The organism is Achromobacter sp. RTa (assembly GCF_000757485.1).
GTDB lineage: Bacteria > Pseudomonadota > Gammaproteobacteria > Burkholderiales > Burkholderiaceae_B > Achromobacter.
Genome location: NZ_JPYO01000046.1, coordinates 145,115 through 161,040, shown reverse-complemented (window position 1 = coordinate 161,040; position 15,926 = coordinate 145,115). Strand labels below are relative to the sequence as shown.

At 68.6% G+C, this 15,926-nt stretch carries 13 protein-coding genes; 8 read left to right on the top strand and 5 right to left on the bottom strand.

Translation table 11 applies throughout. From position 1 onward, the window contains the following. Position 1 precedes the first annotated feature (1 nt). The 7 genes from JL37_RS27875 (at position 2) to JL37_RS27845 (ending at position 8,671) form a co-directional block, all read left to right on the top strand. A complete protein-coding gene (locus tag JL37_RS27875) occupies positions 2 to 1,285 on the top strand; it encodes a TRAP transporter large permease (RefSeq protein WP_043548469.1) in 1,284 nt (427 codons plus the stop codon). Then, entirely contained in the window at positions 1,282 to 2,211 is a 930-nt protein-coding gene (locus tag JL37_RS27870) for a CoA ester lyase (RefSeq protein WP_043548468.1), read from the top strand. Before JL37_RS27875 ends, JL37_RS27870 begins: the two co-directional genes overlap by 4 nt. Further along, positions 2,208 to 3,911: a thiamine pyrophosphate-binding protein gene (locus JL37_RS27865; protein WP_043548466.1), complete on the top strand. Its 1,704-nt coding sequence runs from the start codon at positions 2,208 to 2,210 to the stop codon at positions 3,909 to 3,911. Before JL37_RS27870 ends, JL37_RS27865 begins: the two co-directional genes overlap by 4 nt. A gap of 18 nt (positions 3,912 to 3,929) precedes the next feature. Continuing rightward, on the top strand, positions 3,930 to 5,174 hold the full coding sequence (locus JL37_RS27860) for a Zn-dependent hydrolase (RefSeq protein ID WP_043548465.1): 1,245 nt from the start codon (positions 3,930 to 3,932) through the stop codon (positions 5,172 to 5,174). 2 nt (positions 5,175 to 5,176) lie between these two features. Continuing rightward, complete coding sequence (locus JL37_RS27855; RefSeq protein WP_043548462.1) at positions 5,177 to 6,673, top strand: aldehyde dehydrogenase; 1,497 nt, start codon at positions 5,177 to 5,179, stop codon at positions 6,671 to 6,673. A gap of 187 nt (positions 6,674 to 6,860) precedes the next feature. After that, entirely contained in the window at positions 6,861 to 7,901 is a 1,041-nt protein-coding gene (locus JL37_RS27850; RefSeq protein WP_052097641.1) for a tripartite tricarboxylate transporter substrate binding protein, read from the top strand. A gap of 17 nt (positions 7,902 to 7,918) precedes the next feature. Next, positions 7,919 to 8,671, top strand: coding sequence for a class II aldolase/adducin family protein (locus tag JL37_RS27845; RefSeq protein ID WP_043548461.1), 753 nt, complete (start codon positions 7,919 to 7,921; stop codon positions 8,669 to 8,671). Here JL37_RS27845 and JL37_RS27840 read toward each other — a convergent pair. After that, on the bottom strand, positions 8,659 to 10,371 hold the full coding sequence (locus JL37_RS27840; protein WP_043548460.1) for a thiamine pyrophosphate-dependent enzyme: 1,713 nt from the start codon (positions 10,369 to 10,371) through the stop codon (positions 8,659 to 8,661). The genes JL37_RS27845 and JL37_RS27840 overlap by 13 nt on opposite strands. Before the next feature lie 167 nt (positions 10,372 to 10,538). Between JL37_RS27840 and JL37_RS27835 the strand changes: the two genes are divergently transcribed. Further along, positions 10,539 to 11,480 carry a LysR family transcriptional regulator gene (locus JL37_RS27835; RefSeq protein WP_043548458.1) on the top strand — a complete coding sequence of 314 codons (942 nt, stop codon included), beginning with the start codon at positions 10,539 to 10,541 and terminating at the stop codon, positions 11,478 to 11,480. A gap of 6 nt (positions 11,481 to 11,486) precedes the next feature. Here JL37_RS27835 and JL37_RS27830 read toward each other — a convergent pair whose 3' ends face one another. From JL37_RS27830 to garD, 4 genes are all read right to left on the bottom strand, one after another. Continuing rightward, positions 11,487 to 12,641 carry a Fic family protein gene (locus tag JL37_RS27830; protein WP_043548456.1) on the bottom strand — a complete coding sequence of 385 codons (1,155 nt, stop codon included), beginning with the start codon at positions 12,639 to 12,641 and terminating at the stop codon, positions 11,487 to 11,489. Between the two features lie 138 nt (positions 12,642 to 12,779). Continuing rightward, positions 12,780 to 13,136 (bottom strand): hypothetical protein, encoded by a 357-nt coding sequence (locus JL37_RS27825; protein ID WP_043548455.1) that lies wholly within the window; start codon positions 13,134 to 13,136, stop codon positions 12,780 to 12,782. Positions 13,137 to 13,297: 161 nt separating this feature from the next. After that, on the bottom strand, positions 13,298 to 14,275 hold the full coding sequence (locus JL37_RS27820; protein WP_043548454.1) for a tripartite tricarboxylate transporter substrate binding protein: 978 nt from the start codon (positions 14,273 to 14,275) through the stop codon (positions 13,298 to 13,300). Between the two features lie 53 nt (positions 14,276 to 14,328). Continuing rightward, entirely contained in the window at positions 14,329 to 15,897 is a 1,569-nt protein-coding gene (gene garD / locus JL37_RS27815; protein ID WP_043548453.1) for a galactarate dehydratase, read from the bottom strand. Between the last annotated feature and the right edge of the window lie 29 nt (positions 15,898 to 15,926).

Genomic DNA, 15,926 nt, shown 5'->3' with positions numbered 1-15,926 from the left:
AATGTCTTCGGGTGCTCTCTTCCTGATGGGCGTGTTCACGGTCACGGTGCTGATCGACATGCCCATCGCTTTCGGCCTGGTGCTTTCCTGCCTGGCCTACCTGGCCGTCTACGACTCCGCGCCCATGATGGTCGCGGCGCAGCAATACGTGGTGGGGCTGGACAGCTTCACGCTGCTGGCCATTCCGCTCTTCATCCTGGCCGCCCAGCTGATGAACGGCGCCGGCCTGACCCAGCGCATCGTCCGCCTGTGCGCCGCCATCGTCGGCGACATCAAGGGCGGGCTGGCGGTCGTCGCGGTGCTGGCCTGCCTGATGTTCGGCGCGCTGTCCGGCTCGGGCGTCGCCGACGTGGTCGCCATCGGCAGCCTGCTGTTGCCCGCCATGGCGCGCAGCGGCTACGACAAGGGGTTCTCCTGCGCGCTGGTGGGCAGCGCCGGCGCCACCTCCACCATCATCCCTCCCAGCATCGTGCTCATCGTGTACGGCACCATTACCGACACCTCGGTGGGCAAGCTGTTCCTGGCCGGCATCGTGCCGGGCATCCTGCTGGGGCTCTCGCTGATCGGCGTGGCAATCTGGCAGGCGCGCAAGCACAACTGGGCCGGCGGGCAGCCGTTCAGCTGGCCCGAGTTGCGCGCCGCCGCGGTCGACGCCCTGCCCGCGCTGATGGTGCCAGTGCTGATCATCGGCGGCATCCGTTTCGGCATCTTCACCGCGACCGAGGCCGCCTCCAGCGCCATCGTCTACGCCTTGCTGATCGGTTTCTTCTGGTACCGCACGCTGAGCCTCAAGTCTCTGTGGGACAACCTCAAGTCCACCGGCGAAAGCAGCGCTTCCATCCTGCTGATCATCGGCGCGTCGGGCCTGTTCGCCTGGGTGCTGGTGGCGGAACAGGTGCCCCAGGCCCTGTCCTCGCTGCTGGTCGACTGGACCGACAGCCGGGTCGCGGTGCTGCTCGTGCTGACGGTGGTGCTATTGCTGCTGGGCACCTTCATGGAGGCGATCCCGGTCATCATCATCGTCGCGCCCGTTGTCATGCCGGTCCTGGCGCACTACAACATTGATCCTGTGCACTTCGGCATCCTGCTGTCCATCAACATGGCCATCGGCGCCAACACGCCGCCGGTCGGGGTCGACCTGATGGCCGCCTGCAAGATCGGCGGGATCAACATGATGCAGACGCTGCGCCCGCTGTCCTGGATGATGCTGGCCATGACCGCGGTCATGCTGCTGCTGACTTTCGTTCCTGAACTGGTGCTCTTCCTGCCGAGGCATGTGCAATGAACCCTGCTAAACCCACCCTGCGCCCCGCGGCCCTGCGCCGCAGCTGGATGTTCGTGCCCGGCATGGATGCGGACGTCCAAGCGGCCGCCCTGGCCAGCGGCGCCGACGCCCTGGTGGCCGACCTGGAGGAATTCACCGCGCCGGGCGACCGTCCGGCCGCCCGGGCCCGCATCGCCGCGCTGTTCCCCCGCTGCCGCGCCCAGGGCGTGGTGGCCGCCGTGCGCATCAACAAGCTCGACGAGGACGGACTGGCCGACCTGCGCGGCGTCATGCCCGGCGCGCCGGACGCCGTGTTCCTTCCGCATGCCGAAAGCGCCGCGCAGATCGCGGCGCTGGACCAGGCCATCACCGCGCTGGAGGCCGAACTGGGCCTGCCCGCCGGCGGCACCGAGATCGTGCCCACGCTGGAATCCGCGTTGGGCGTGCATCGCGCGTACGACATTCTCACCGCCAGCCCGCGCGTGTCCGCGTGCCTGCTGGCGGCGGAAGACCTGACGGCCAGCCTGGGCGCCGAGCGCGGCAAGGACGGCATCGAGCTGCATCACCTGCGGGCCCGCTTCCTGGTGGACTGCACGGCGGCGGGCGTCCTGCCCATCGACTGCCCGTTCAACTATCGCGACATGCCGGCGCTGGAAGCGGACCTGCGCTGGGCGCGACGCCTGGGCCTCAAGTCCAAGTGCGCCACCGTGGCCGAACAGGTGCCGATGATCCACGCCGTGTTCACGCCCGCGCCCGATGAGGTCGCCGCCGCCCACGACTGCGTGTCGCGCCACGAAGCGCAACGCGCCGGCCGCAACGACGCCGAACGCATAGACCCGCCCACCTACAACACCGCGCGCCGCCTGTTGGCGCGCCACTACCAATTCGAACGATGGGCCGCCGAGCGCCGCGCGCAGGCCGTCCCGCAACAAGGAGACACCGAATGACGCCAGCCGCAATCCCCGAACGCAACGGCGGCCAGATCCTGATGCAGCAATTGCGCATCCATGGCGCGCGCCGCATCTTCATGATCCCGGGTGAAAGCTATCTGCCCTGCATCGACGCGCTGAACGAGCACACCGACGCCATCGAGGCCGTCGTCTGCCGCCAGGAGAGCGGCGCGGCGTACATGGCCGAGGCCTACGGCAAGCTGACTGGCGAACCCGGCATCTGTTTCGTGACGCGAGGCCCCGGCGCCACCAACGCCAGCATCGGAGTGCACACGGCCTTCCAGGACTCCACGCCGATGATCCTGTTCGTCGGCCAGGTCGGCAACGATTTCATGGAACGCGAGGCCTTCCAGGAAATCGACTACCGCCGCATGTTCGGCCAGATGGCCAAATGGGTCGCGCAGATCGACCGCACCGACCGCATCCCCGAGTACATTTCGCGCGCGTTCGCGGTGGCCACCAGCGGCCGGCCGGGCCCCGTAGTGCTGGCGCTGCCGGAAGACACGCTGTGGGGCCGCGCCAGCGTGGCCGATCTGCCCCGCTACACCCGCGTGCGCAGCCATCCGGGCGCGGCCGACCTGGCGCGCATGACCCAGCTGCTGGACGCGGCCGAGCGCCCCTTCCTGCTGCTGGGCGGCAACGGTTGGAACCAGGACGCCATCGACCAGATCGCCGGTTTCGCCGAGCGCTTCGAGCTGCCGGTCGGCACCGCCTGGCGCCGCCTGGAGGCCTTCGACCAGCGCCATCCCAATGCCGCCGGCCACGTGGGCTGGGCCATGACGCCCGCGTTGCGCCAGCGCCTGCTCGACGCCGATCTGGTGCTGGCGGTCGGCACCCGCCTGGGCGAGGCCACCACCGAAGGCTATACGGTGATCGAAAGCCCGCTGCCGCGCCAGAAACTGATCCACGTCTATCCCGAGGCCGGCGAACTCGGCCGCGTGTTCTCGCCCACGCAGGCCATCGTGGCCGACGTGGCCAGCTTCGCGGCCGCCGCCGCCACGCTGGCGCCCGGCCACGCCGTGCCTCGCGGGCAAGCCGTGCGCGCCGCCCACCAGGAGCTCGTCGACAGCCTGGCGCCGCTGCCTTCGCCCGGGCCCATGAGCCTGGACGAGGCCGCCGCCTATGTCGACGCCCATGTCCCGGCCGACGCCTGCATCACGGTGGGCGCTGGCAACTACGCCCTGTACCCGCACCGCTACCGCCGCTACGCCGGCCCCGGCACCAGCCTCACGCCCACGGTCGGATCCATGGGCTACGGGCTGCCCGCGGCCATCTCCGCCAAGCTCGAGGACCGCAAGCGCACCGTGGTCTGCTACGCCGGCGACGGCTGCTTCCAGATGAACATGCAGGAACTGGGCGTGGCGCTGCAATACCGCCTGGGCGTGGTGGTGCTGGTGTTCAACAACGGCATCTGGGGCACCATCCGCGCCCACCAGGAACGCGAGTTCCCGGCGCGCGCCATCGCGCTGTCCTTCGAAAACCCCGATTTCACCCAGATCATCCGCGGCTACGGCGGCTTTGGCGAGGCCGTGGAAAATACCGCCGACTTCGGTCCGGCCTTCGAACGGGCGCTGGCCTTCGCGCAGCGCGAGAACCTTCCGGCGCTGCTGGAGATCCGGTACGACGCCAACGGCATCTCGCCGGGCGAAACGCTGATGGGCATCCGCGAAGCGGCGCTGGCCCGCGCCGCCCACTGACTAGCAAGGACTTTCGACATGACGACGACTATCTCTATCGACGGACAGCGGCTGTGGCGGTCGCTGATGGATCTGGCCCGGATCGGCGCCACGCCCAAGGGCGGCAACTGCCGGTTGGCGCTGACCGCGCTGGACGGCCAGGGCCGGGATCTGGTCACGGGCTGGATGCGCGAAGCCGGCATGACGCTGCGCGTGGACCAGGTGGGCAATATCTTCGCGCGCCGCGCCGGCCGCAATAACGACCTGCCTCCCGTCATGACGGGCAGCCATATCGACACCCAGCCCACCGGCGGCAAGTTCGACGGCTGCTACGGCGTGCTGGCCGGGCTCGAGGTCATCCGCACCCTGAACGATCATGGCGTCCAGACCGAGGCGCCGCTGGAAGTGGCGATCTGGACCAACGAGGAAGGCTCGCGCTTCGTGCCCGTGATGATGGGTTCCGGCGTGTTCTCCGGCAAATTCCCGCTGGAAGTGGCGCTTACCGCCACGGACCGCGACGGCAAGTCGGTGGCCGACGAACTGGCCGCGATCGGCTACGCCGGGCCCGATCCCGTGGGCGGACGCCCGGTGGGCGCGTACTTCGAGGCGCATATCGAACAGGGCCCCATCCTGGAGCATGAAGAGAAAGTGGTCGGCGTGGTGACCGGGTCGCTCGGCCTGCGCTGGTACGACGTGGTCGTCACGGGGATGGAAATGCACGCCGGCCCGACGCCGATGCCGATCCGCCGCGACGCGCTGTACGCCGCCAGCTACCTGCTGCAGGCGGTGGTCGGCATCGCCAACGACCACCAGCCGCACGGCCGCGGCACGGTCGGGGAAATCCACGCGCATCCCGGCTCGCGCAACGTCATCCCCGGACAGGTGCGCTTCACCGCGGACCTGCGCCACGAGGACGAGGCCACGCTCGCCCGGATGGACCAGCGCTGGAAGGAAACCTGCGCCGAGATCGCCAAACGCCACAACGTGGAAGTGGACGTCAAGGACGTGCAGTACTTCGCGCCCACGCCCTTCGATCCCGATCTGGTGGGCAAGGTGCGCGACGGCGCGGCCCGCCGCGGCCTGGCCGCCATGGACATCGTCACCGGCGCCGGCCACGACGCCGTCTACATGGCCAGCGTCACGCCCACGGCCATGATTTTCGTGCCGTGCAAGGACGGCGTCAGCCACAACGAAATCGAAGACGCCAAGCCCGCCGACCTGGAGGCCGGCTGCAACGTGCTGCTCGACGCCATGGTGGCGCGCGCCAACCACAAGCAGGCATAGCCATGACCCAAGACACCGCATACTGGCGCGCCAAGGCCGCCTCCCTGTCGTTCAACGGCCGCGCCTACATCGACGGCGCCTATTGCGACGCGGCGGACGGCGCCACGTTCGCGTCCACCAGCCCCATCGACGGCCGCAAGCTGGCCGACGTGGCCGCCTGCGGCGCGGCCGACGTGGACCGCGCGGTCCTGGCCGCGCGCCGCGCCTTCGAGGCCGGCGTGTGGAGCGGCCTGGCCCCGCGCCAGCGCAAGGAACGCCTGCTGCGCCTGGCGGCGCTGATCGAAGCGCACCGCGAGGAACTCGCCCTGCTCGAAACGCTGGACATGGGCAAGCCGATACGCGATGCGCTCGCCTTCGACGTGCCAGAAACCGCCCGCTGCTACGCCTGGTACGCCGAGGCCATAGACAAGATCTACGACGAGATCGCGCCCACCGGCGCGGACGCGCTGGCCACCATCACGCGCGAGGCGCTGGGGGTGGTCGCGGCCGTGGTGCCCTGGAACTATCCGCTGATGATGGCCGCCTGGAAGGTCGCGCCGGCGCTGGCCGCCGGCAACAGCGTCATCCTCAAGCCGGCCGAGCAGGCCTCGCTGTCGGCGATCCGCCTGGCGGCGCTGGCGGAGGAAGCCGGCATTCCCGCGGGCGTCTTCAGCGTGGTGCCCGGCACGGGCGCGCAGGCCGGGCAGGCGCTGGGCCTGCACCCGGACGTGGACTGCATCGCCTTCACCGGCTCCACGGCCACCGGCAAGCGTTTCATGGAGTATTCGGGGCAGTCGAACCTCAAGCGCGTCTGGCTGGAGTGCGGCGGCAAGTCGCCCCACATCGTGTTCGAGGACTGCCCCGACCTGGACCGCGCCGCCTTGGCCGCCGCCCTGGGCATCTTCTCCAATCAGGGAGAGGTCTGCATCGCCGGATCCCGGCTCTACGTCCAGGACGGCATCTACGACGCTTTCATGGAGAAAGTCGCCGTCCACGCCGCCGCGCTGCAGCCGGGCGACCCGCTGGATCCCGCCACCGCCATGGGCGCCATGGTCGACGAACGGCAGATGCGCGGCGTGCTCGCCCGCATCGAGGCGGGCGCCGCCGAAGGCGCTCGCCTGCGCCTGGGCGGCCGCCAGGCCCGGGGCGCCACCGGCGGCTACTACATCGAGCCGACCATTTTCGACTGCGCGGAACAGGGCAACAGCCTGGTGCGCGAGGAAATCTTCGGCCCCGTGCTCGCGGCCCAGCGCTTCGCCACCGAGGACGATGCGGTCCGGCTGGCCAACGACTCGGTCTACGGCCTGGGCGCCGGGCTGTGGACCGCCAACCTGTCGCGCGCCCACCGGCTTTCGCGCCGCCTGCGCGCCGGCCTGGTCTGGGTCAACTGCTACGCCGACGGCGACATCACCGTGCCCTTCGGCGGCGTCAAGCAATCGGGCTTCGGCCGCGACAAATCGCTGCACGCGCTGGACAAGTACAGCGACCTGAAGACGACCTGGATCAGCCTGACGGCCTGATCCCTCCGGCGGACGCCTGCCCGGCGTCCGCCGTCTATGCCATTTCGAGCTATCTGCTTGGCCGCCAGCATCATTGAAGGCTGCCCGGGCTTGTGCGACCGTGGACGGCGACGGGCTACCCGAGAGGAGCCCGTTGCGGGCAGGCGCAGGCGCTCTCCCGCCATCAGAACAATGACTGGAGACAACGATGCGCAATGCGATAACGCGAGGCGGGAGGCAACCCGCCCCCGGGACGGCTCGTCCTTCATGGCGCCGCGCCGCGCTGGCGGCCTTGCTTGCCGGGGCGGCATGGGCGGCGGCCGGGCCGGCGTGCGCGCAGGCCCCCTATCCCGCCAAGCCGGTCACCATCCTGGTGGGCTTCCCGCCCGGCACGGCGACCGACACCGTCGCGCGCATGCTGGGCGACCGCCTGGCCCAGCGCCTGGGCCAGCAGTTCATCGTCGAGAACAAGCCCGGCGCGGGCGGCTCCATCGCCGCGGGCCTGGGCGCGCGCGCCAAGCCTGACGGCTACACGCTGATGATCGGCGCCTCCGCGCCGCAGGCCATCAACCCTCACGTCTATCCCAACCTCAACTACGACGCGCGCAAGGACTTCGCGCCCATCGGCCTCTTGACCTGGCTGCCCTACCTGTTCGTCGTCAGCCCGGACAATCCCGCCCACAACCTGAGCGAATTCCTCGCGGCGGTGAAGGCCAGGCCGAATCAGTACACCTACGCCACGACCGGCGTGGGCACCACCAGCCACCTGGTGACCTCCGTCCTGCTCGCCAAGGCCGGCGCCAGCATGATCCACGTACCCTACAAGGGCAGCAGCCAGGCGCAGACGGACATCGTGGGCGGGCGGACCTACGCCACCTTCGATACCATGGTGTCTTCGCTGGCCCTGGTGAAGGCCGGCCGGCTGAAGGCGCTGGCGGTCAGCACGCCCGAGCGGGTCCCGAGCCTGCCGGACGTGCCCACCGTGGCCGAGCAGGGGTTCCCCGGCTTCGATATGGGCGCCTGGCTGGGCCTGATCGCCCCGGCCGGCATCCCGCCGCGGATCCAGGAAAAGCTGGCCACGGAAGTCAATGCGGTGCTGGCGGACCCGGCGGTGCGCGACAAGCTGGCGGACCTGGGCGCTCAGGTCCGCACCACTCCGTCGCCCGCCGCCTTCGGCGCCATGATGAAAACGGAATACGAGTCGTGGGGCAAGGTGGTCCGCGACTTCAACGTCAAAGCCACGGACTGAATGGGAGAGCAATAACCATGAGCACGGTTTCCGCCATGAGCCCCGAGGAACGGGATACCCGCATCCAGCTGGCCGCCTGCTACCGGCTGGTCGCGCATTTCGGCATGAGCGACCTCATCTACAACCACATCACCGCCCGCATCCCCGGCTCGGATGATCACCTCCTGATCAATCCCTACGGAATGATGTACGACGAAATCACCGCGTCCAGCCTGGTCAAGATCGACCTGGACGGCCGGGTGCTGAGCAATCCACAGGACGAGTACGGCATCAATGCCGCCGGCTACGTTATCCACAGCGCCGTGCACGGGGCGCGCCATGACGTGCAATGCGTCATCCATACGCACACGCGGGCGGGCATGGCGGTGTCCGCGCTGAAGTGCGGCCTGCTGCCGCTGACCCAGACGGCGATGCGCTTCGCCAAGATCCCCTACCACGACTACGAGAGCGTCGCCATCGACCTGGACGAGCGCGAACGCCTGGTGGCGGACCTGGGGCAGTCCGAAGCAATGATCCTGCGCAACCACGGCCTGCTGGCCGTGGGGCCGACCATCGCGCAGGCGTTCAACACCTTGTACTGGCTGGAGATGGCCTGCAAGGCGCAGGTCGACGCCCTGTCGGCCGACCGCGAGCTCTGCGTCCCGCCCCCGGAAATCGTCGAAAAGACCTGGCACCTGTACCAGCCCACCACGCGCCGGCCTTTCGGCGAACTGGAATGGCCCGCCATGCTGCGCCTGATGGACAGGAAGGATCCCGGCTATCGCGACTGAGCCGGCGCCGATTCGCCGCGGCGCAGCAGGTCGATGCCGGCCGCCTTGTCGGCGCCGGCCGGCAGGATCGCGCCCAGGCTGGTCTTGACCTCCAGGAAGTACGGAACGGTGGACGCCAGCCCCCTAGCCACCGCGGCGGCGACCTGTTCCGGGCGGGTGACGTGCTCGGTCTGCATGCCGAAGGCGCGCGCCATCATCGTGAAATCCGGGCTGGCGAGGTTGGTGCCCACGTAGCGCCCGGGATAGGCGCGCGCCTGGTGCAGCCGGATGGATCCATAGCAATTGTTGTTGGATACGATGAACAGGATCGGCAGGCCGCGCTCGGCCGCGGCCATCATCTCGTTGCCGGTCATCATGAAGCCGCCGTCGCCCACCAGGCACACCACTTTGCTCGCCGGATGGCGCAGCTGCGATGCGATGGCCGCCGGCGTACCGTAGCCCATCGCGCCGGACTGCGACGCCATCAGCCGTTGCGGATAGACGAAGGGAAAATGGCGGTACACCGGCGCGGCGAACGTGCCGGCGTCCAGGCAGATCATGGCGTCCGCGGGCGCCTGCTCTGCCAGGCAGCGCACCAAGGAAACGAACGGCACGCCGTCGTCCGCCCGCGGGTTGGGCCAGGCGGCGGTACGTTCGCGGATGGCCCGCAGCGAGGCCGCCCAGTCGCCCCGCGCCGTGCCGTTTCCCGTGGCCGGCAGCGCGGCCAGCGCCTGCGCCGTCGCCACCGGATCCGCAATCATGCCCACGTCCGCCGTGAAATGCTGGTTCACGATATGCGCGTCGGCGTGGCAGTGCACCAGCGTCTGCGCCGGCCTGGGATAGGCGGGAAACGTATAGCCTTGCGTCGTGATGTCGCCCAGGCGCGTACCCAGCGCCAGGATCAGGTCGCTCGAATCGAAGGCCGCCACCTGCGCGGCCTGCGTCGCCAGGTCCAGGTCCCCGGCATACAGCGCATGCGTGTTCGGGAAGATGTCGTGCTGCCGGAACGACACCGCCACGGGTATGCCGTGCCGCTCGGCAAGGGCCCGCAAGGCGTCGCGGCCGCCCGGGGCGTTGAAAGCGCCGCCCGCGATGATCAGCGGCCTGCGGGCCGCTGCAAGCAAGGCCTGGACGCGCGCAAGCGTGGCGGGCGCGGGCTGGGTCGGGCTGGCTAGCTCGGCCACCCAGTCCCGCGGGGGCACCGCCGCCTGCTGCACGTCCTCCGGCACCACCAGCACCACGGGCCCGGGCGTGCCGGACCTCGCCACCCGCACGGCTTTCAAGGCCGCCCAGGCCAGGTCTTCGGGCTCCGCCACCTCGTGGACCCATTTGGCGATGGAGCCGAACATGCGCTGGTAGTCGATCTCCTGGAAGGCCTCCTTGCGCAGGTCCTTGCGGGGCACTTGTCCGATCAGCAGAATCATGGGGACGCCGTCCTGCTGCGCGGCATGCACGCCGATGGCCGCGTTGGCCGCGCCCGGCCCCCGGGACACCATCGCCACGCCCGGCCTGCCGGTCAGCCGGCCATCCGCGCAAGCCATGAAGCTCGCCCCGCCTTCGTGCCTGCAGGTCAGCACGTCGATGCCCGGGAAATCATGCAAGGCATCCAGCACGCCCAGGTAGCTTTCCCCCGGCACGAGGAAAACGCGGTCGATGCCATTGCGGGCGAAGATCCCGAGCATGGCGTGGGCGGACGTGATCGGTTCGGAAGAATGTGTCATGAATGGCCGGACTGGATGGGCGAGCGCGGGCGCGCGGAAGGGATTCGCCTGAATTCTAGGGTGGCTGGCGGGGCGCCATGTAGGCATACTCTGCCTATCAGATATACAGAAAACGCACACAAGGAACGCCGGCCCCGCGCGCCCTCGCGCAGGCCCGATGCACCGCGATGGACCTGCGCAAGATCGAGAACCTTATCCACGTCGCCGATTCCGGCAGCTTCTCCAAGGCCGCGTCGGTGCTGGGCATCGCCCAGTCCGCGCTGGGCCGGCAGGTGCGCAAGCTGGAAGACGAATGCGGCTGCCCCCTGCTCTACCGCAATGGCCGCGGCGTATCGCTGACGCCCGAAGGCGAGAAACTGCTAGATCAGCTGCGCCCCCTGCTGACGCAGATGACCCGAGTCGTGACGGAATTCCATGACGAGCAGAAGTCGCCCTCGGGCCAGGTCACGCTGGGCCTGACGCCGACGCTTTGCCACATGGTCGGCATGCCGCTGGTAGCGGAAGTCTGGAAGCGCCACCCGCGCATCCGGTTGAACGTGGTCACCGGCTACAGCGGCTACGTGCACGAATGGCTGGCCAACGCCCGCGTCGACATCGCCGTGCTGCACGACGCGCGGCGTTCCCAGCACGTGGCGGTGGATCCCCTGGCCGAGCTGGACCTGCTGCTGGTGTCGCCGGCGCAGAACCTGGCGCCCGCGGCGCGGGCCCAGGCCTCGATCGAATTCGAGCAGTTGCGCGGCCTGCCCCTGGCGCTCCCCACGCGCAGCCATGGCTTGCGCCGCACGCTGGAGCACGCCGCGGCCCAGGAGGACAAGCCCTTGAACGTGGCGTTTGAAATGGACGCGCTGGAGCTGATGAAGGAAATCGTGCTGGAAGGGCTGGCGCACACCGTCCTGGGCGTGCCCGCCGTGGTGCGCGAACTGGCGTCCGGCCAGCTAGTCGCCCGCAGGATCGTGAACCCGGGCCTGTCGACCCGGCTGATGCTGGCCACCGCGTCCAGCCGGCCCCTGACCCAGGCCGTGAAAATCGTGCAAGGCATTCTGCGCGAGTTGCTCGCGAGCATGGCGTCATCGGAGCCTTACCGGGCGTATATGCGGATGGCGGGCTAGCTGGCGCTATTCCGCGCCATACAGCGCCGGCAACAGTATGGGCAAGGATTCCAGCGAAAAGGCAAACCGGACCGGTGCATGGGAAGTGTCGGACGCGATCAGGCCGCACTTCAATGCGGCCGACAATAGAGACCGTCCAGTACGCTCGCTCAGGCCTGTCATTTGAATGAACTCGCCGCGCGTGGCTGGGCCTGCCGCGAAAAGGTGGTAAATGGGCAAGGCGGCCTCCGCCCGCAGCCGTCCCCTCGCTGTCTCTACGAGGACACACGCATTGATCTTCGCCTTCATCGAATCTAGCGCCAGCATGTCGCGCATGTAAGAAACCTGGTCTTCACATACGCCGAGAAAGTAGTCGATCCACTGGACCAATCCCTTCTGCGTGAGATTTCCCCGTCCGTCCAGATCTCCCTGCCGAGGCGCGTCCGCCGCGGCCAGATAATCGTAATAGTCTCGCACCCCCCTGGCCAGGCCTCGATTGACCGACCATAGGCCCCTGGTAATCGGCAACATGGCGGCGTGGGTCTGCAATCGCGTGGCACGCCCGTTGCCATCGGCGAACGGATGCATCCAAGCCATGCGATGGTGCGCGCAAGCGATGGCAATAAGTTGGGAATCGTTCGCTCGCCGCCGATCGTATTGCTCCGTGAACGCCTCCATGAATCTCGGGAGAGATTGCCACGAAGGCGGCCGATGACGGCCGACGGCGACATCGATTTCCCGCAGAGTTTCCGGCTCCACGACCAGGCCGTCCTTGCTCGTGCGATCGGCTGGCGCAAGACGGCTATATAGGGCGTGGTGAGCGATCTTGATAAAGTCCGCGTTCAGTGGCGAAACCTTGGTTGCCTGAAGTTCGACCTCTCTTTCGGCCTCGATGTGGGCGACGGCGATGCGCTGCAATTGCGCGATTTCCGGCCGGTCCGAATACTTGTCATGCAGCGCCGCGTCGATATTCCTCGGAGTTGTACTCTGGCCCTCGATCCTGTTGCTGTAGTAAGAGTTCATGTTCCGAAGCAGCTCGTGCAGCGTAGCGCGAGTGCTCGAATGCGCCAGCCCGCCAAGTTCGGCAGCCTGGTTGACGACCGCGGCCGCGCGTTCGAGATAAGGCCCCAACACGTGTTCGGCTGGCAGCAAGGGCAAAAACTGGTGCGGAGAGTCGTACATTTTTCCGGTTTTTATTCCACTTTTCACATATATATATCATTGATATACATGCATTAATTTAATGCACAACTGATTTTTAAGGGAAATTTTTTCCGCTTTTTTTTCCGGTTTTTATGCCGGAAGCGCAATTTGCGGGCATCAGCGCGGCGCCGGAAGCGGAGGCGCGGGAGTCAGCGGCCCCGAGGGCTGGCCCCGCGGCGCCGGCATGGGCGGCAGACGCGATGGCGCCGGGCTCACCCACCCCGGCTGGCGGCTGGGGCTGCTGGAGGGCGGCGCGGGCGGGCCCGGCGGCCGGCCCGCGTTGGCGCAGCCGACACCCAGGCAGGGCTCGGCCGCCGTCCCGGGATTGATCAGCCTGGGGCAGGCGGAGCCGACGCAGGAATCGGGAATGACCCGGGCCGAAGACGGGGGCCGGGGCGCGGCGGGGGTGCCGCCTTGCGCGGCGGCCTGCGCACAGGCCACCGCCAGCAGCGCCGCCGCCCATACGGTTTTCATGATGGCATGCTCCGCCCCTGGATGCCCGGCCCCTTGCCAGGGCGCCGCGGCTGCCGGCCCGCGTCGCGCCGGGGCCTGGACGAACGCGGGACAGATCCAGTGTGCACCCGCCGCGCACGGCCTGTCCAGGAAGACGGAGCCGGAGCACGCCGGCCCGCCCGTCAATCCAGCCGGATGTCCGTGCTTTTCACCACCATGGCCCAACGGGCGCGTTCGCTGTTGAAGAACTGCCCCAATTCAGCGGGATTGCGCGTGACGATTTCCGCGCCCTGCTCGTTCAGCTGCGCCTTCACGTCCGGCTGGCTGACGATCTGGGCCAGCAGTTCCGACAGCCGGTTGGCCACGGGGTCCGTCGTGGCGGCCGGCGCCATCACCCCTTGCCAGGTGCCGGACTCGAAACCGGCCACGCCCTGCTCGGAGATGGTCGGGATGTCCGGCACGAGCTGCATGCGTTCCCGCTTGGAGATCGCGACCGGCCGCAGCTTGCCCGCCTTGATGTGGGGCAGCGTGGCCAGCAGCCCGTTCATGATGACCTGGGTCTGCCCGCCGATAGTGTCCGTCACAGCCTGCGAACCGCCCTTGTAGGGCACGTACTCCCACTCCGCGCCAGTGGCCTGCTGCACGGCCACCGCGGCCAGGTGCGGCGCGCTGCCGATGGCGGTGACGGCGAAGTTCACGCGTTGCTTCTTCGACAACGCCACCAGTTCCGGCACCGTCCGCGCGGGAACGTCCGGGTGCACGGCAAGCACATGCGGCGAATAGGCCAGCATGCCCACCGCCCGCAGGTCTTTCGATGGGTCGAAGGAAAGCTTGGTATACACGGACGGGCTGATCGCCAGCGCGCCCACGTCGCACAACAGCACCGTGTGGCCTTCCTGCGCGGACTGCACCACCAGCCCGGCGCCAAGATTGCCATTGGCCCCGGGCTTGTTCTCGACCACCACCGTCTGCTTCAAGGCCTCGCTCAGCCGGGGCGCGAGCAGCCGGGCGATGATGTCCGACGAGCCGCCGGGCGGATAAGGCACGATGATGCGGACCGGCCGCGTCGGCCAGTCGGGCGACTGCCCCCAGGCAGGCACCCACGGCGCAAGGCAAAGCGCCGCGGCGCCGCCCAGGAACTGTCTCTTGCTCGGGTTCATGCTGTCTCCTCTAGGTCTTCTCTTCTGCGGGTCGCGGGGACGGCCGGCGGCCGTCAGGCCACCGGACCCGGGTTGAACAGCGCAAGCGCGTTGTGCAGCTTGAGCCGCTCCGCACAGGTCTGCTTCCTGCCGCTGGCCACGTCCAGCATCAGCCGGAACAGTTCCCAGCCCACGTCCTCGATGCTCGCCTGGCCGGAGGCGATGACGCCCGCGTCCACGTCCATCAGGTCATGCCAGCGCCGCGCCAGGGCCGAGCGCGTTGCCACCTTGATCACCGGCACCTGCGCCAGCCCGTAGGGCGTGCCCCGGCCGGTGGTGAAAACATGCAGGTTCATGCCGGCGGCCAGCTGCAGCGTGCCGCAGATGAAATCGCTGGCTGGCGTGGCGGCGAAGATCAGGCCCTTGTGCGTCAGGCGGTCGCCCGGAGACAGCACGCCGTGGATGGGCGAAGAACCCGACTTGACGATGGAGCCCATGGCCTTTTCCACGATGTTCGACAGCCCGCCCTTCTTGTTGCCCGGGCTGGTATTGGCGCTGCGGTCAGCCAGGCCTCGCTGGAGGTAATCGTCGTACCAGGCCATTTCCCGCACCAGGGCCGCCGCCACCTCCGGCGTGGCCGCGCGGGCGGTCAACTGATCGATCCCGTCGCGCACCTCGGTGGTCTCGGAAAACATCACCGTGCCCCCCGCGCGCACCAGCAGATCCGTCGCGAAGCCGACCGCGGGATTGGCGGTCAGGCCGGAGAAGGCGTCGCTGCCGCCGCACTGCACGCCCACCGTCAGATCGGAAACGGGACAGGTCTCACGCCGGCGCGCATCGAGCTTGCGCAAATGCCGCTCGGCCGTTTGCATGATGCGCTCGACCATGGCTTCGAAACCGACGAGCTCCTCGTCCTGCAGCACGATGGTCTCCACGCCGTCCGCGCCCATGCCTTCGCCCAGGCGGATCGGGATGGCGTCGGGGGCCAGGAGACGGTCCGGCTGCAGCTTTTCGCAGCCCAGGCTGACCACCATGGACGTGCCGCCGAAATTCGGATTGCGGCTGAGGTTGCGCAGCGTGCGGACCGGGATAGACGCGCCGGGCGCATCGATCGCCACGCCGCAGCCGTAGGTATGTTCCAGCCCCACCACCTCGTCCACATTGGGGTAGCGCGGCAACAGCTCCCGGCGGATACGGGCGACCGCGTGCTCGACCACGCCCTGCACGCACTGCACCGTGGTGGTTATGGCCAGGATGTTGCGCGTGCCGACGGTACCGTCGGCGTTGCGGAACCCCTGGAAGGTATAGCCCTCAAGCGTGGGCAGCGGCTCGGCGCGCGTGCCCACAGGCAGATCGCGCAGGCTGCGCGCCGCCGGCATCGTGGTGACGCGTTCATTGACCCAGCTGCCGCGCGGCAGGAACCGCGCGGCGTAGCCGACCACGACGTTGTAGCGCACGACCTCATCGCCTTCGGCGAGGTCCGCGAGCGCGACCTTGTGCCCTTGCGGCACGGCTTCCGCCAACCGCAGGCCATCCGGCAGGACCGTGCCCGCCGGCAAGCCGCCGTCGCTGGCCACGATGGCCACGTTGTCGTTGGGGTGGATCTTGATGAGCACTGGCGCCCGTTGTTCCGCAACCTGCATGAAGCATCCTTAGGCATGGATCGCCGGCT

Bases quoted from the DNA above. Each gene is read 5' to 3' on its own strand.
- JL37_RS27875 (WP_043548469.1), top strand. From the start codon at position 2: ATGTCTTCGGGTGCTCTCTTCCTGATGGGCGTGTTCACGGTCACGGTG.
- JL37_RS27870 (WP_043548468.1), top strand. From the start codon at position 1,282: ATGAACCCTGCTAAACCCACCCTGCGCCCCGCGGCCCTGCGCCGCAGC.
- JL37_RS27865 (WP_043548466.1), top strand. From the start codon at position 2,208: ATGACGCCAGCCGCAATCCCCGAACGCAACGGCGGCCAGATCCTGATG.
- JL37_RS27860 (WP_043548465.1), top strand. From the start codon at position 3,930: ATGACGACGACTATCTCTATCGACGGACAGCGGCTGTGGCGGTCGCTG.
- JL37_RS27855 (WP_043548462.1), top strand. From the start codon at position 5,177: ATGACCCAAGACACCGCATACTGGCGCGCCAAGGCCGCCTCCCTGTCG.
- JL37_RS27850 (WP_052097641.1), top strand. From the start codon at position 6,861: ATGCGCAATGCGATAACGCGAGGCGGGAGGCAACCCGCCCCCGGGACG.
- JL37_RS27845 (WP_043548461.1), top strand. From the start codon at position 7,919: ATGAGCACGGTTTCCGCCATGAGCCCCGAGGAACGGGATACCCGCATC.
- JL37_RS27840 (WP_043548460.1), bottom strand. From the start codon at position 10,371: ATGACACATTCTTCCGAACCGATCACGTCCGCCCACGCCATGCTCGGG.
- JL37_RS27835 (WP_043548458.1), top strand. From the start codon at position 10,539: ATGGACCTGCGCAAGATCGAGAACCTTATCCACGTCGCCGATTCCGGC.
- JL37_RS27830 (WP_043548456.1), bottom strand. From the start codon at position 12,641: ATGTACGACTCTCCGCACCAGTTTTTGCCCTTGCTGCCAGCCGAACAC.
- JL37_RS27825 (WP_043548455.1), bottom strand. From the start codon at position 13,136: ATGAAAACCGTATGGGCGGCGGCGCTGCTGGCGGTGGCCTGTGCGCAG.
- JL37_RS27820 (WP_043548454.1), bottom strand. From the start codon at position 14,275: ATGAACCCGAGCAAGAGACAGTTCCTGGGCGGCGCCGCGGCGCTTTGC.
- garD (WP_043548453.1), bottom strand. From the start codon at position 15,897: ATGCAGGTTGCGGAACAACGGGCGCCAGTGCTCATCAAGATCCACCCC.